Consider the following 13,260-nt stretch of genomic DNA (forward strand, 5'->3'; position numbering starts at 1 on the left):
ATCAGCTTCGCTGACGATCGCGTCGCGCCTAACCCGCCGACTCCTGCCGGCCAGGTGGGAGGTGGTCCTCCGCTTGCACGCCCGGCACGTGATGCGTACCAGGCTGGTCACCGACAAGAATAACAGCACTCTGGGGTGAATGGGTATTCCCCTATCTCCTCGCGGAGGCGAGCGCGGCCCACTCGCGGTCGAGTAGGGCCATCACGGTGGCGTCGACCCACTCGCCGTTATAGCGCAGCGACTCGCGCAGCACGCCCTCGGCGCGGAAGCCGACCTTCTCGTAGGCACGGCGGGCGCGCGGGTTGAACGCGTAGACCTCGAGGCTGATCCGGTGCAGGCCGAGACGCTCGAAGCCGTAACCGACGATCAGCCTTGTCGCCTCGGTGCCCAGGCCGCGGTCCCGGCCGCCGTTGCCGATAAAGATGCGGAAGTTGCAGTTCTCGTTGCCCGGGTCCCACTGGTTGAGCACCGCCTCGCCGACGCAGACGCGCGAGGCCTTGTCGATGATGGCCAGGTCGAGACGGTCCGGCTGCTCGTTGCGGGTGGCGAACCAGTCGAGGGCGCTGCGCTCCTCTTCCGGGCTCAGGCCGGCGTTCGCCTGCGCCTCGTCGTGCACGCTGCCGGTGAGGATGCGGGCCTCCGGGTCGAGCAGCGCGTCGCGCAACGCGGGAATGTCCGCCTCGGCGAAGCGACGCAGGATCACCTTCTCGCCGGTGAGCGTCGGCTTGACGGAGAAGTCGGTTTGCTTGGTCACTGGCGGAGTATCGGCCAGTGAGCGGCCCGAGGGCAAATGCTTTGGGGCCCGGCGGCAAGCGAGCCGTCCCTGGCGGGGAACGTCGTCTCCCCGCCAGGGACGGCATCGTCGTCTCAGCCAGCGACGGCCGGCTGACGATGACTAGCTGACGACGCGGTTGCGGAAGGTGCGCGTGGCCAGGGCACCGAAGACGAAGGTGCCGCCGACCAGGGCGAGCATGATCGCCCAGAGGGCCATGTGGCCGAGTTGCGGCGTGAGCGCCGCCCGCAGGCCCTCCGTCATGTAGACCATCGGGTTGATCAGCACGAGAATCTGCAGCCAGCGGATCACGTGCAGCGCGGACCACGGGTAGTAGACGCAGCCGAGCATGGTGGCCGGGAGCAGCACGACCGCGAAGATCATCTGGATCTTGCGCGGGTCGACCACCGTACCGAGCCACAGGCCCATGGCCGCGGTGAGGGTGGAGGCGAAGACCATGACCACGAGAAGCAGGAACCAGTTGGTCACGTCGATGTGCGGGCCCTGCCCCGGCGCGTGCACCCAGTAGACGACGGGGAAGACGATCGCCGCGCCGATGAACGCCTGGATCGCGCCCGCGGTGATCTTCTGGATGGCGAGCACCCGGATCGGCACCGGCGCGAGCGCGCGATCCTCGATGGTGCGCTGCCAGGAGAACTCCATGACGAGCGGCATCGTGGTGCCGAACATGCCCTGCATGAGGAACATCGACCCCATCAGGCCAGGCACCAGGATGGTGGCGAAGTTGACGCCGGCCGCGTTGGCCCCCGCGCCCGCGCTGCCCGCCGAGAAACCGCTGCCGATCTTGGGCAGAACGTAGGCGAAGACGAAGGCGAACAGCAGCGGCTGCATGACCGCGCGGATGAACGTGGACGGCGCGTTCCTGCCGAGCACGCGGAACTCGCGCGCCATCATCGCGCCGAACGTCTTGAGCAGCGTCGGGTGTGGCACCGGCGCGTCGGTGATCAGTGCCGCGACCGCCGCTGGCACGGGCGCCTCCGACCCGGCGGCGGAGTCGATGGCTGGCTGGACTTTGGTGGCCATGGTCTACTCCCGGTACTCGCGGCCGGTCAGGGCGAGGAAGGCGGTCTCAAGGCTTGGCTTGGCCTGAGCGGCGTCCCGGACGTGCAGCCCGTGCTTGGCGCCAAGGGCGATCAGGTCGCCGAGCAGGCCCTCGGGGTCGCTGGCGAACACGCGCAGCTGGTCGCCGTCCGCCTCGACCTTGCTGACACCTGGGTGGCTGGCCAGGCTCGGCTCCTCGCCGAGGCCGTCGGGCACCTGCTCCTCGAACCGGACGGTCACCACGGTCTGCGCGCCGGAGTCGGCGAGCAGCGCATCGACCGTGCCCTCGGCGAGGATCCTGCCGTGGTCGACGACCGCGATCCGGTCGCACAGCGCCTCGGCCTCCTCCATGTAGTGCGTGGTGAGCAGGATCGTCTGGCCCTGCTCGTGCAGCACGCGCAGGATCTCCCACAGGTTCACCCGGGTCTGCGGGTCGAGGCCGGCCGTCGGCTCGTCGAGGAACAGCACGTCGGGCTGGTGCACCAGGGCGCGGGCGATCATCAGGCGGCGGGCCTGGCCCCCGGACAGCTGGTCGGCCATGGCGTTCTTCCTGTCGCCGAGGCCGAACGCCTCGATGAGCTGCGCGGCGCGCCTGGCCGCGACCGCCTTCGGCAGCCCGAAGAATCGGCTGCGGTACTCCAGGTTCTCCGCGACCGTCAGCTGCATGTCCAGGGTGTTGTTCTGAGTGACCACGCCGATCCTGCGCTTGACGGCCACCGTGTCCCTGGTGACGTCGTGGCCTGCCACCCAGGCCTGGCCGCCGGTCGGCGCGACGAGCGTGGTGAGCATGCCGATGGTGGTGGACTTGCCCGCGCCGTTCGGCCCGAGCAGGCCGAAGAACTCGCCCTGCGGGATGTCGAGGTCGATGCCGCGCACCGCCTCGACGTCGCCCCGGCTCGACTTGTAGGTCTTGCGCAGGTCCGCGGTCCTGATCGCGGCGTGCTCCGCCGGCGATCCGAGGCCCGCTGACCGCGCGGTGGTGGTGGTCACGCGCCGCGCTCCTCGTCTATGAGCTGGCTGAGATGGTTGATCATCTGGACGAAGAACCTCCGGACGACAGCTTCGTCATCGCTGTCGACAAAGTCGAATGCTTTACGCCACCAAGCCGACGCCTGTGACACGTAGTAGGTGATGACGGCCCGGCCTGCGTCCGTGATGTAGAGCCGGACCACGCGGCGGTCGGCATCGTCCGGCTTCCGCTCCACGAAGCCGTCTCTGACCAGGGTATTCACCACCGAGGTGGCCGTGCCAGGGCTGGACCACGCGCGGTCGGCGACCTCGCTTGCCTTCAGCCCGTCTTCGCTCATCAGGATCCTGAGCACGCCGAGCCCGGACAGGCTCAGCTTCAGGCCGGCGGCGCGGACGCTGTCCTGGCCGTAGGCGCCCATGAGCTTGGTCGCCGACAGGATGAGCGCCTGGAGCGGTGCGTCGTCGGGAAAGGTGATCGCGTTCTGCGGCCAGGCCCAGGTGGACGGCTCGGCGGACGGCCCGGCGGGCGTGCCGGAGTCCTGAGGGCCTGCCTCACGAGGGGATGATTCCGCGGTGGACACCCTCCCAGTATTGCGGCAATGAGATTTGAGGTCAAATATTTTGAGGTCGAATTTACTTTACGGCACCGGTGCGGGCGCGAACTCGGCGATGGCGCCGGCCACGGCGGCCGGGTTGTCGACGGGAACCCAGGTCTTGGCTCCCGGGATGATGACGAGCGTGGCGTGCGGGAAGTCCGACGCGAGCCGTCGCGCCTGCGGCACCGGGAAGAACTGGCACTGCTCGCCCCAGATCAGCAGCACCGGCCGGTCGAACTCCGGAATCACGGCCGCGGCGTCGATGAGAAGCCGCGGACGGAAGCCCGCCATCGCCGCGACCAGGTCCCCGGCCACCCGGCGATCACGCCGTGCTGGCCGGGAGAAGGATTCAGCTCGGTCGCGGTCGAGCCCGGCCGCGGTGACGGTGGCCAGCGTCCGCCGCATGGCGGCCGGCCAGCTCAGCTGCAGCCGGATCATGGCCGTGGCGAGACCCGGGAGCGCGCGGCAGGCCGCTGACGCCCTCTTGAGCGCGTCGGGCGGGAACTGGTCGTAGCTCTCGCAGTTGGTGAGCACCAGACGGCCGACTCGCCCGAGCGCCTGGTGCCCGGCGGCCAGGGACAGCAGCAGCAGCCCGCCCGCGGTGTCGTTGACGACCACGGTGGCGTCATGCACGTCGAGCAGGTCGAGGCAGTCAAGCAGCAGCCGGGCAAGCGAGGTGGCCGACCGGTCCGCGCCCGGCGCGAGCGGTGCGGGGTGCGAGCCGAGCGGAAGGTCGACGGTGACGCAGCGGTAGCGGTCGTCGAGTTTCGCGATGACGTCGCGCCACAGGTCATGGTTCGCGAGCGCGCCGGCGAAGAAGACAAGCGCGGGACCGCGACCGGACGATTGCCAGGCCACGGGGCCGAGGCGGGTTTCCAGCGTTCCGGATTCCATGAGTATTAAACATACCCCTGGTATGCCAGAAGGGCAACCGTCGGTGTGCGTGGTTTTACTTCGTGTTGCCCCGGGCAAGGCCGCGGAGCATCGCGTCGAGTGCCCTGCCGAGCGCGGCCCTGGTCTCGTCGGGGTCGGCGGCGCGCGCGATAAGCAGGCCTGCCACCCATGCCATGCCGCCCAGCAGGCCAGTGAGCGCGCCCGGGTCCAGGTCCATGATCTCGCCGCTGGCTATCGCGGCGGCGAGGAACGCCCGCGTCGCCAGGTAGCCCGGCTGCTGCTCGGCGCCGTCGTCGATCTCCTGGCCGACGATGGCCGGCCCGTCGACGAGCGTGATCCGCCTGATCTCCACGTCGAGCGCGGCATCCAGGTAGGCGTTCATCATCGCGACCATCTGGTCGACCGGCGCCATCCCCGCGTTCCCCGCACTCAGCACGCGAGTCTGCGCGGCGGTCTCCACCTCCGCGTACACGGCGCGGAACAGCGCCTCCTTGCCCGCGAAGTGGTGGTACACCGCGCCCTTCGTAACCCGTGCCGCGTCCGCGATCTCGTCGACCGAGGTCTGCGCGTAGCCCTGCCTGCCGAAGAGGGACTTGGCGGCGTCGAGCACGGCCCGGCGGGTGGCCTCGGCGTGCTGTGCGCGCAGCATGGCAGGCGGCTCGGCGCCGCCATCGCTTCTCGCCGCTCGCCGGGTCATGCGGCAAGTATGCCAGCAGCGGCAGCGCCGGCGATCTTCTCAGGCGAGGCGGGTGACCTCGACCGTCACCGTCATGCCGCCGCCCGCGGTGCCGTGATAGATGCCCTTGAGCGGCGGGACGTCGGCGTAGTCGCGGCCGCGGGCGACCACCACGTGGCGTTCCCCGACCGGGGCGAGGCTGGTCGGGTCCAGCGGCGTCCACGAGCCCGCCCAGTACTCCACCCAGGCGTGCGACTGGCCGATCGCGGTGCTGCCAGGGGAGGCCTTCGGGTCCGGGTGCAGGTAGCCGGATACGTAGCGGGCGGGCAGGCCGGCGGCGCGCATCAGCGACACCGCGATCTGCGCCATGTCCTGGCAGACGCCCTGGCCCTTGTCCCAGGCCTCCTGTGCGTTGGTGCGCACCCCGGTCGCGCCGGGCAGGTAGGTGACGCGCTCGTGCACGCGGGCGGAGATCGCCTGCGCGGCCGCGTCGGGTGACAGGCCCGCGACCTTGGCGATCGAGGTTCGCGAGGTGTCGCCGGCCACCGTGGTCAGCGGCGTGGGGAGCAGGAACTCAAGCAGGCGGCCGCCGGCGGCGCGCTCGCGGAGCTGCTGCCATGACGGCCGGTCCGCGTCGTCGGGCGGTCCGCCGAACGGCTCGGTCTCCACCGTGGCGGCGGAGCGGATGACCAGGTCGTCGTGCGGCTCGGGCAGGTCGAAGACGGAGACGAAGGTGCCCCAGTAGTCGCTGTAGGTCCACACCGGCACGCCGGGTCCCGCCGTCACCCTGGACTCCAGGGTGATCTGGGACGGCAGCGTCAGCGGTGTCATCCGCGCCTCGTTGAACGAGGTAAGCACCGGGCCCGCGTACCTGACCTCGGTGGTGTGCTCGATGCGCAGTCGCCAGCCCACGGTAAGCCGTCCCGTTCCCAGGCGACCGGCGTCTGGTACTGGAAGTACCTCCTGGCGATCGCCTCGCTCGCCTGCACGCAGGTCTCCTGCAAGGTGGAAAGCAGCTCGGGCAGCTGGCCCGTGAGCTGCTTGGGGTCGGCGTACTCCAGGCGGTTGCGCAGCCGGCCCACCGGCCGTCGCGCCGGGTCATCGACTCCGGCCCGCGTGGCGCCCGGGTTGAGCGCGGCCAGTGATTCCTCCGCGGTGGCCAGCGCGTGCACCACGCTGCGCGGGAAGAGCCGGTCGAGCAGCAGGAACTCGGCCACCTTGTCCGGCTCCGCCGCCCAGCCGTGCGTCCTGATGAAGGACTCGTGCGCGCCGCACGCCCGCAGCAGGACCGGCCAGCCGAGGTCGTCCGGCGCTGACATCCGCGCGAGCAGCAGCCGCGCGGTCATGTCGGCGCGTTCCAGGCTGCGGCCGAGCACCAGGAAGCGCCACGCGTCGTCGTGGCTCATGGTGGAGTCGGCGAGGCCGAAGAACAGCGAGGACCGTTCCCTGATGTAGCGCAGGTAGACGTGCGGGCCGAGCCGTTCCGCGGCGCGCTTCTGGCCCGGCAGGCCGTGCGCGGTCACGTTGAGGCACTCCCACATCTCGCTCGAGATGACCTCGCGGATGCCGCGGGCGCCCGCCCGCGCGCCGAGCATCGAGCCGGCGATCGCGCTTGGCGAGGCCGCCTCGAAGACCAGGCGGAAGAGCACCACGTCGATGTCAAGCTCGTTGCCGTCCTCCACCGGGACGCCCAGGATGCCGAACAGGGCGCGGCAGGCTGCGTCGGAGCCCGCGCTGGTCTCGCCGAGCATCCGGTGCACGTACACGTCGATGAGCCGCGCGGTGTCGTCGGCCCGCTCGACGTAGCGTCCCGTCCAGTAGATCGTCTCCGCGATGCGGCTGAGCAGTTCGGCGTTCACTGGTCGGGTCCGCTCTGCCTGGTGGTGACCGCGACCATCTCCGGCGCGCTGGGCGCGGCGGGCATCGCCATGGCGAGCCGCTCGCCGGCCTGGCCGGCCGTCTCCTCGGCACGCCCGCGGGCGAGGACCCAGGTGTCCTTCGAGCCGCCGCCCTGGCTCGAGTTGACCTTGAGCTCGCCCTCGGGCAGCGCAACCCGGGTGAGCCCGCCGGGCAGCACCCAGACGTCGCTGCCGTCGTTGACCGCGAACGGGCGCAGGTCGATGTGCCGGGGGCTCAGCTTCTCCCCCACAAGCACCGGCGAGGTGGACAGTGCGACGGGGCGCTGCGCCATCCAGCCGCGCGGGTTAGCCTCGACGGTGACCCGCAGCTCGGCCAGTTCCCGCTCGGTGGCGTGCGGGCCGATCACGATGCCCGCGCCGCCCGCGCCGTCGACCGGCTTGAGCACCAGGCTGTGCAGTTCGCCGAGCACCCAGTGCAGGGTCTGCTCGTCGTCGAGCCGGTAGGACTCGACGTTGTCAAGCAGCGGTTCCTCGCTCAGGTAGTAGCGGATGAGGTCCGGCATGTAGGTGTAGATGAGCTTGTCGTCCGCGACGCCGTTGCCGATGCCGTTGGCGATCGTCACGGTGCCGTGCCGCGCCGCGTTGACCAGGCCGGGGCAGCCGAGCAGGCTGTCCGGGCGGAAGTGCAGCGGGTCGAGCCAGTCGTCGTCGACCCGCCGGTAGATGACGTCGACGGGACGCCTGCCGTGCGTGGTGTGCACGTAGACCCGGTTCCGCCAGCAGAACAGGTCGCGGCCCTCGACGAGCTCCACGCCCATCAGCCGGGCGAGGAGGGTGTGCTCGAAGTAGGCGGCGTTGTGCATGCCCGGGGTGAGCACGACGATGAACGGGTCGAGCACGCCGTGCGGCGCGGCCGCGCGCAGGGCACCGAGCAGCCGGGACGGGTACTCGTCGACCTGGTGCACCTTCTGCTCGGCGAACAGGGCGGGGAACGTCCTGGTCATCGCCAGCCGGTTCTCGATCACGTAGCTGACGCCGCTCGGCACCCGCACGTTGTCCTCGAGCACGCGGAACCTGCCGAGCTCGTCGCGGATCAGGTCGATGCCCGCCACGTGCACCCGGACGCCGTTGGGCGGCGTGATGCCGGCCACCTCGCGGCGGAACTTCTCGCTGGTGAAGACCAGCCGCCAGGGCACCACGCCGTCGTCGAAGCAGCGGCCCGCGCCGTAGACGTCGGCGAGGAAGGCCTCCAGCGCGAGCACGCGCTGCTTCACGCCCCTGGCCACCTGGTCCCACTCCATGGCGCCGATGACCCGCGGTATCAGGTCGAGCGGGAACGGCCGTTCCTCGCCCGCGTAGTCGTAGGTGACGCCGCGGTCGGTGAACACCCGGGCAAGCTGGTCCGCGCGGTACCTCAGCTCCGCCGGGTCCATCGGCTGCAGCACGCTGACCAGCGCTTCGTAGCCCGCGCGCGGCTTGCCGGGGGCCGCGAACATCTCGTCCCAGGCTTCCGCCAGCCGGTACCCATCGAAAATGTCCGCCACGATCACCAGCCTAGACAGATGCTGTTCCACCTCGATTTCAACACGTGACGGCTGTGTTTCCGACTATTTCACTGTGTGTCCATCTTTGGCGACCATGCGGATACAGCGCGTTAACCAGTGCCGGGCCCGCCGGCGGGGTGACTACGCTGGCGCGCATGTACGTTCCTGGGCATTTCGCGCCCGACGAGGCGACCGTTGACGAGCTGCTGCGCAACCACGGGGCGGCCGACCTGGTGACGCTGACCGACGAGGGCATGATGGCGACGCTGCTGCCGTTCATCTACGAGCCGCCAGGTCAGTCGAACAGCGCGGGAACCCGTGGTGCGCTGCACGGTCATCTGGCGCGGAACAACGCGCAGTGGAAGCACGAATCACTGGGCGAGGCCCTGGTCATCGTGCGCGGGCCCGATGCGTACATCACGCCGGGCTGGTACGCGTCCAAGACCGAGCACGGCCGCGTCGTGCCGACCTGGAACTACGTGACCGCGCACGTCTACGGGCGGTTCGTGGTGCACGACGACCCGGTGTGGACGGAGAACCTGGTCCGCCGGCTGACCGCCAAGCACGAGGCGTACCGGAAGGACGACGCGTGGTCGGTGGACGACGCGCCGCGGGCGTTCATCGAGGGGCAGCTGCGGGCGATCGTCGGTGTCGAGCTCGAGATCAGCCGCATCGAGGCGAAGACCAAGCTGAGCCAGAACCGGCCCGAGGCCGACATCGCGGGCGTGATCGCCGGGCTGCGCGAGCGGGGAGATGCCGCCAGCGCGGACGCGGTGGAGCGGGCCACGGCGAAGCCCTGAGCGCGAAACCGCGTCGATTGGGGCGTGTCCTGCGGTCAGTTTTCTGTCGCGGCAGTGTCCTATTAGACATGAGCACAGACATGACGCGATTGACCGCAGCCGCGCAGCGCCTGCGGGAACTGCACCAGCCGGGAAACCCGCTCATCCTTGTCAACGCGTGGGACGTGGCGAGCGCCAGGCAGGTTGAAGCCGCGGGCGGCCTAGCCGTCGCGACCTCCAGCGCGGCCGTGGCCGCCGCCTGGGGTGAGCAAGACAACAACACCGGCCGCGAGGCCGCCTTCACGGCGCTTCGCCGTATCACCCGCGCCGTCGGCATCCCGGTGACCGCGGACATCGAAGCGGGCTACGGGCTGACGGGCGGCGAACTGGTCGCGGCGCTGCTTGACGCGGGCGCCGTCGGGTGCAATATCGAGGACACCGACCACATCAGCGGAGCGGGCCTCCGTGACGCCGGAGCCCAGGCCGCCTACCTGGCTAAGGTCCGGGCGGCCGCGACAGCGGCCGGCGTGCCTGTCGTGATCAACGCCAGGATTGACACGATCGTCCGCCACCCCCGGCGCGACGCCCAGGCGACCATGCAGGAAACCCTGCGGCGGGCCCGGCTGTATTTCGAGGCCGGGGCCGACTGCGTATACCCGATCGGGCTGAACGACCCCGTCCTCGTGGCGGAGCTGACCAGCGCGCTTGGCCGCCCCGTCAACGTCAACCCTTCAGATCCGCTGAGCGCCCTGGCCGAGGCGGGCGCCGCCCGGGTGTCTGTCGGGGCTGGCGCCTTCCGGTTCATGATGGCCGAATACGAACGCCGGGCGAAGAAGCTGCTCGCCGGCGATGCGAAGGCGTTTTCCTAGGCAGTTGCGGCGGCTAGCTGACGTCTGCCGCCGCTAGGCGGCGCCTAAGCTCGGCCTCGCCTGCCTCGCGCATCGCGTCGAGGGGGGCGGGCTTGCCCGTCATGAGTTCCACCTGGGCGGCGGCCTGGTGCAGCAGCATGGCGTAGCCGCTTGCCACGGCGGAGCCCGCCGCGGCGGCAGCCCGGGCGAGCGGAGTCGGCCACGGGTGGTACACCACGTCGAGGAGAGCGGCTGGGGCGTGGTGAGTACGCCGCAACCGTTCGGCGTAATCATCGGCGGCACCGGCGGGGACGGTCGAGATCAGGAGGTCGGGGACCACCGCATCGGCTGTCGCGAGATCTTCCCAGGGGCGCAGGCGCACGCTCAGGCCGAGGCGTTCCGCGGTTGCTCGCAGCCCGTCGGCGCGGGACTCATCGCGCAGCACGACGTCGGCGCCAGCCGCGCCCATCTCGGCGGCGGCGGCCAGGGCGGAGCAGGCGGTGGCGCCCGCGCCGATGATCGTGACGCTGCCCGGGGTGGTGACGCCTGCCTCGGCGCACGCGTCGACGATGCCCTGCACGTCGGTGTTGTAGCCGTAGCGGCCCTCGGGGCGGAACACCACGGTGTTCGCGCCGCCGGTGGCCGTCGCCAGGTGGTCGGCGTGGTCGAGCAGCGGCAGCACCGTGCGCTTGAGCGGCATGGTCAGGCTGAGGCCCGCCCACTCCGGTCCGCATTGGCTGATGTACCCGGCCAGGCTCGCCTCGTCGCACTCGACCAGGTCGTAGGTCCAGTCGGCGAGGCCAAGCGCGTCGTAGGCCGCCCGGTGCAGCACCGGTGACACGGAATGCGCGATGGGCTTGCCGAGTACAGCTGCCTTCATTGTTGTGAGGTTACCCGCAGGTGCCCTGGAAGCAGGTGGCGGAGAACTTCGTCGGCTTGCCGACCGCCGTGGTGACGAAGTACAGCCAGGGTCCCGGCTCCGGGTGCAGGACGGCCTTGATCGCCAGTTCCCCTGGGTTGTCGATCGGGGTTGGCGGCAGGCCCACCTTCTGGGTGTTGTCGTACGGGCCCGACGCCTGCGCCTCCGCGGAGTTCGTCAGGTTGATGCCGTACTTGCCTAGCCCGTAGAAATCGACGCTGCTGAAGCCGTCAGGCATGCCCCTGGCCTTGCGGTTGATGATCACGCGGGCCATCTTCGGCATGTCCGCGTTCACGCCCGCCTCGGCCTGGACCATCGACGCCTCGATGATCAGCTGGCTCGGAGTGAGGCCGACGGACTTCGCCGCCGTCACGATGTTGAGCTGCTGCGCCTCGGCGTTGTAGCGCGCGACCATCGCCTGCAGGATCTGCAGCGCGGTCTCGTGCGGGACGACCGCGTAGGTCGCGGGGAACAGGTAGCCCTCGAGCTGGCCGTACTTGACGGCGGACGGGAGCTTCGCTGTCGTGCCCGCATACGAGGGCAGGCCTAGCTTGGACGTCTGCTTCGCCGCCGCCTCGAACTCCGGCAGCGGGATCTTGGTGTGCGCGGCCAGGATCGTCAGGATCTGGCTGACCCGCTTGCCCTCGGGGATCGTCACCGTGGTCTGCACCCGGTTCTTCTGGTTGAGCAGCGCGGCGTACGCCAGAGTCGCCTTCATGTGGTGATTGAGCATGTAGAAGCCCGGCTCGAGGCTAGCCGTACTCGTGCTCGCCTCCGCGGCGACGACGAAGGCCCGCTCACTGGCCACCACTCCGAGCTGAACCAGGGTCGGCGCGAGTTGCGACGCGGTCTCGCCGCTCTGTATCTGGACCATCGCCGTCGGGGTGGTGCCCGCGCCGGCGTAATCCGCCGGATGGTACCTGGCCTCGTACTTGTGGTAGATGTACAGGCCGCCGGTGAGGCCGCCGCCCACGATGGCGCCGACGATCAGCAGGATCAGTATCCGCGGGATCCAGCGGGTCGCCCGGCGGCGCGGGCGGTTCCCGCCGCCGCCGCCGTTCCTGCCGTTACCGCCGCCCCGGCCGTTTCTGTCGTCGTCCCAGGGGTCGCGCGGACGGCGGTCATCTTCGCGGAGGCGCTGAGCGGGGCCGCTTGGCCCGCCGCGTCCGGCTGGGCCAGCTTGGCCGCGTCCGCCCTGGCCGCCTTGACCGGCTTGGCCTCGGCCGGCTGGGCCGCGGGCGCCTGCTCCGGTTCCCTGGCCGCCTGCTCCCGGGCGGCCTGCTCCCGGGCCGCCTGCTCCCGGGCCGCGGCGGTCGTCGTAGCCGCCCTGGCCGTACCCTTGGTCGCCTTGGCCGAAGCCGGGCAGGAAGGAGCTGTCGCCCTGCTCCTGGCCCCATTCGTCGTAGCCGCCCTGGCCGTAGCCTGGGTCGCGCGGTTCGTAGCCGGCGTTCATGCGGCGCGACCGGTCGGCGCGCGGGTCGTAGCCGGGCGGAAGCTGCGACATGCCGCCGGATCCGCGCATGGCGCGCTGGGAGCCGGTGCCGCCGCGCTGGCCGGGCTGGGCCGGGTAGCCGGGCTCGCCTTGATGACCCGGCTGGCCGTAGCCCTGGCCGTCGTAGCCGGGCTCGCCGTATGCCTGGTTGCCGTAAGCCTCGTTACCGTAGGCCTCGTTGCCGTAGCCGCCGTTTGCCGGGGCGTCGAAGTCCTGGCCGCCGTAGCCGGGGGTGTCGTAGCTCGCGTAGCCCTGGTCGCCCTGCCAGACGGAGCCGTCGCGCGGCTGCCTACGGTCCCACCCCTGTCCTTCTTCGCCGTACCCCTGGCCGTCGTAGCCCTGGCCGGGATAGTCGTCTGAGCCGTAGCCGCCGTTCACCGGGCGGTCCCGAGCTCGACGAGCTGGCCCGGGGCGTCGCCGGTGCGCCGCTCGGCTTCGAGCGCCGCCTCGAGCAGCACCGCGGCGGCGGCGGCGTCGACCGTCTGGCGCCGCGCCCGCGAGTCATGCCCGCTCGCGCGCAGCGCCTCGTGCGCGGTCGACGTGGTGAAACGCTCGTCGAACAGCCGCACAGGCAGCGGAGCGACCCGCGCCGCCAGGTCCGCCGCGAACTGCCTGGCGGAAACGGCGGCCTGGCCATCGCGGCCGGACAGTGACCGGGGAAGACCCACCAAGATCTCCATTGCTTCTTCGGCGGTGGCCAGCGAGGCGAGAGCGTCAAGATCGCCCTTGCCCCGCCGCACCACAGTCAGCGGGGTGGCGAGTACTCCGCGCGGATCGCTTCGTGCAACGCCAATGCGGACAGTACCCGGATCAACGGCCAGACGCACGCCAGTCCTCAAGGGTTTACCTG

The 13,260-nt window shown here is 70.6% G+C and carries 14 protein-coding genes; 2 read left to right on the plus strand and 12 right to left on the minus strand.

What is annotated here, in order from left to right:
- Positions 1-151: 151 nt before the first annotated feature.
- From EAS64_RS32045 to EAS64_RS32085, 9 genes are all read right to left on the minus strand, one after another.
- Positions 152-754 carry a GNAT family N-acetyltransferase gene (locus EAS64_RS32045; RefSeq protein WP_145859179.1) on the minus strand — a complete coding sequence of 201 codons (603 nt, stop codon included), beginning with the start codon at positions 752-754 and terminating at the stop codon, positions 152-154.
- Between the two features lie 141 nt (positions 755-895).
- The gene (locus tag EAS64_RS32050; protein ID WP_145859180.1) at positions 896-1,816 is read right to left on the minus strand and encodes an ABC transporter permease; all 921 of its coding nucleotides are present in this window, start codon (positions 1,814-1,816) and stop codon (positions 896-898) included.
- Positions 1,817-1,819: 3 nt separating this feature from the next.
- Positions 1,820-2,824 (minus strand): ABC transporter ATP-binding protein, encoded by a 1,005-nt coding sequence (locus tag EAS64_RS32055; RefSeq protein ID WP_145859182.1) that lies wholly within the window; start codon positions 2,822-2,824, stop codon positions 1,820-1,822.
- Entirely contained in the window at positions 2,821-3,384 is a 564-nt protein-coding gene (locus EAS64_RS32060; protein ID WP_145859184.1) for a MarR family winged helix-turn-helix transcriptional regulator, read from the minus strand. Before EAS64_RS32060 ends, EAS64_RS32055 begins: the two co-directional genes overlap by 4 nt.
- 57 nt (positions 3,385-3,441) lie before the next feature.
- Positions 3,442-4,293: an alpha/beta fold hydrolase gene (locus EAS64_RS32065; RefSeq protein ID WP_145859186.1), complete on the minus strand. Its 852-nt coding sequence runs from the start codon at positions 4,291-4,293 to the stop codon at positions 3,442-3,444.
- A 55-nt stretch (positions 4,294-4,348) separates the two neighbouring features.
- On the minus strand, positions 4,349-4,990 hold the full coding sequence (locus EAS64_RS32070; RefSeq protein WP_145859188.1) for a TetR/AcrR family transcriptional regulator: 642 nt from the start codon (positions 4,988-4,990) through the stop codon (positions 4,349-4,351).
- A gap of 39 nt (positions 4,991-5,029) precedes the next feature.
- Positions 5,030-5,881, minus strand: a complete 852-nt coding sequence (locus EAS64_RS32075) for a transglutaminase family protein (protein WP_145859189.1) — start codon at positions 5,879-5,881, stop codon at positions 5,030-5,032.
- A complete protein-coding gene (locus EAS64_RS32080; RefSeq protein ID WP_145859191.1) occupies positions 5,797-6,828 on the minus strand; it encodes an alpha-E domain-containing protein in 1,032 nt (343 codons plus the stop codon). The genes EAS64_RS32075 and EAS64_RS32080 overlap by 85 nt, the downstream gene beginning before the upstream one ends.
- Positions 6,825-8,372 (minus strand): circularly permuted type 2 ATP-grasp protein, encoded by a 1,548-nt coding sequence (locus EAS64_RS32085; protein ID WP_145859192.1) that lies wholly within the window; start codon positions 8,370-8,372, stop codon positions 6,825-6,827. The genes EAS64_RS32080 and EAS64_RS32085 overlap by 4 nt, the downstream gene beginning before the upstream one ends.
- A gap of 155 nt (positions 8,373-8,527) precedes the next feature.
- Here EAS64_RS32085 and EAS64_RS32090 point away from each other — a divergent pair, with 155 nt between their 5' ends.
- Both EAS64_RS32090 and EAS64_RS32095 read left to right on the plus strand, forming a co-directional pair.
- Complete coding sequence (locus EAS64_RS32090; RefSeq protein ID WP_145859194.1) at positions 8,528-9,172, plus strand: FMN-binding negative transcriptional regulator; 645 nt, start codon at positions 8,528-8,530, stop codon at positions 9,170-9,172.
- 68 nt (positions 9,173-9,240) lie between these two features.
- Entirely contained in the window at positions 9,241-10,020 is a 780-nt protein-coding gene (locus EAS64_RS32095) for an isocitrate lyase/PEP mutase family protein (RefSeq protein WP_246115957.1), read from the plus strand.
- 13 nt (positions 10,021-10,033) lie between these two features.
- Here EAS64_RS32095 and EAS64_RS32100 read toward each other — a convergent pair whose 3' ends face one another.
- The 3 genes from EAS64_RS32100 to ruvX are packed head-to-tail and all read right to left on the minus strand — an operon-like array spanning position 10,034 to position 13,249.
- Entirely contained in the window at positions 10,034-10,879 is an 846-nt protein-coding gene (locus EAS64_RS32100) for a shikimate dehydrogenase (protein WP_145859196.1), read from the minus strand.
- Between the two features lie 10 nt (positions 10,880-10,889).
- Positions 10,890-12,788, minus strand: coding sequence for an endolytic transglycosylase MltG (gene mltG / locus EAS64_RS46935; protein ID WP_145859198.1), 1,899 nt, complete (start codon positions 12,786-12,788; stop codon positions 10,890-10,892).
- Positions 12,785-13,249 (minus strand): Holliday junction resolvase RuvX, encoded by a 465-nt coding sequence (gene ruvX, locus EAS64_RS32110; RefSeq protein ID WP_145859200.1) that lies wholly within the window; start codon positions 13,247-13,249, stop codon positions 12,785-12,787. The genes mltG and ruvX overlap by 4 nt, the downstream gene beginning before the upstream one ends.
- Between the last annotated feature and the right edge of the window lie 11 nt (positions 13,250-13,260).

Origin of the sequence: Trebonia kvetii, from assembly GCF_007827045.1 — a bacterium.
Taxonomy (GTDB): Bacteria; Actinomycetota; Actinomycetes; order Streptosporangiales; family Streptosporangiaceae; genus Trebonia; species Trebonia kvetii.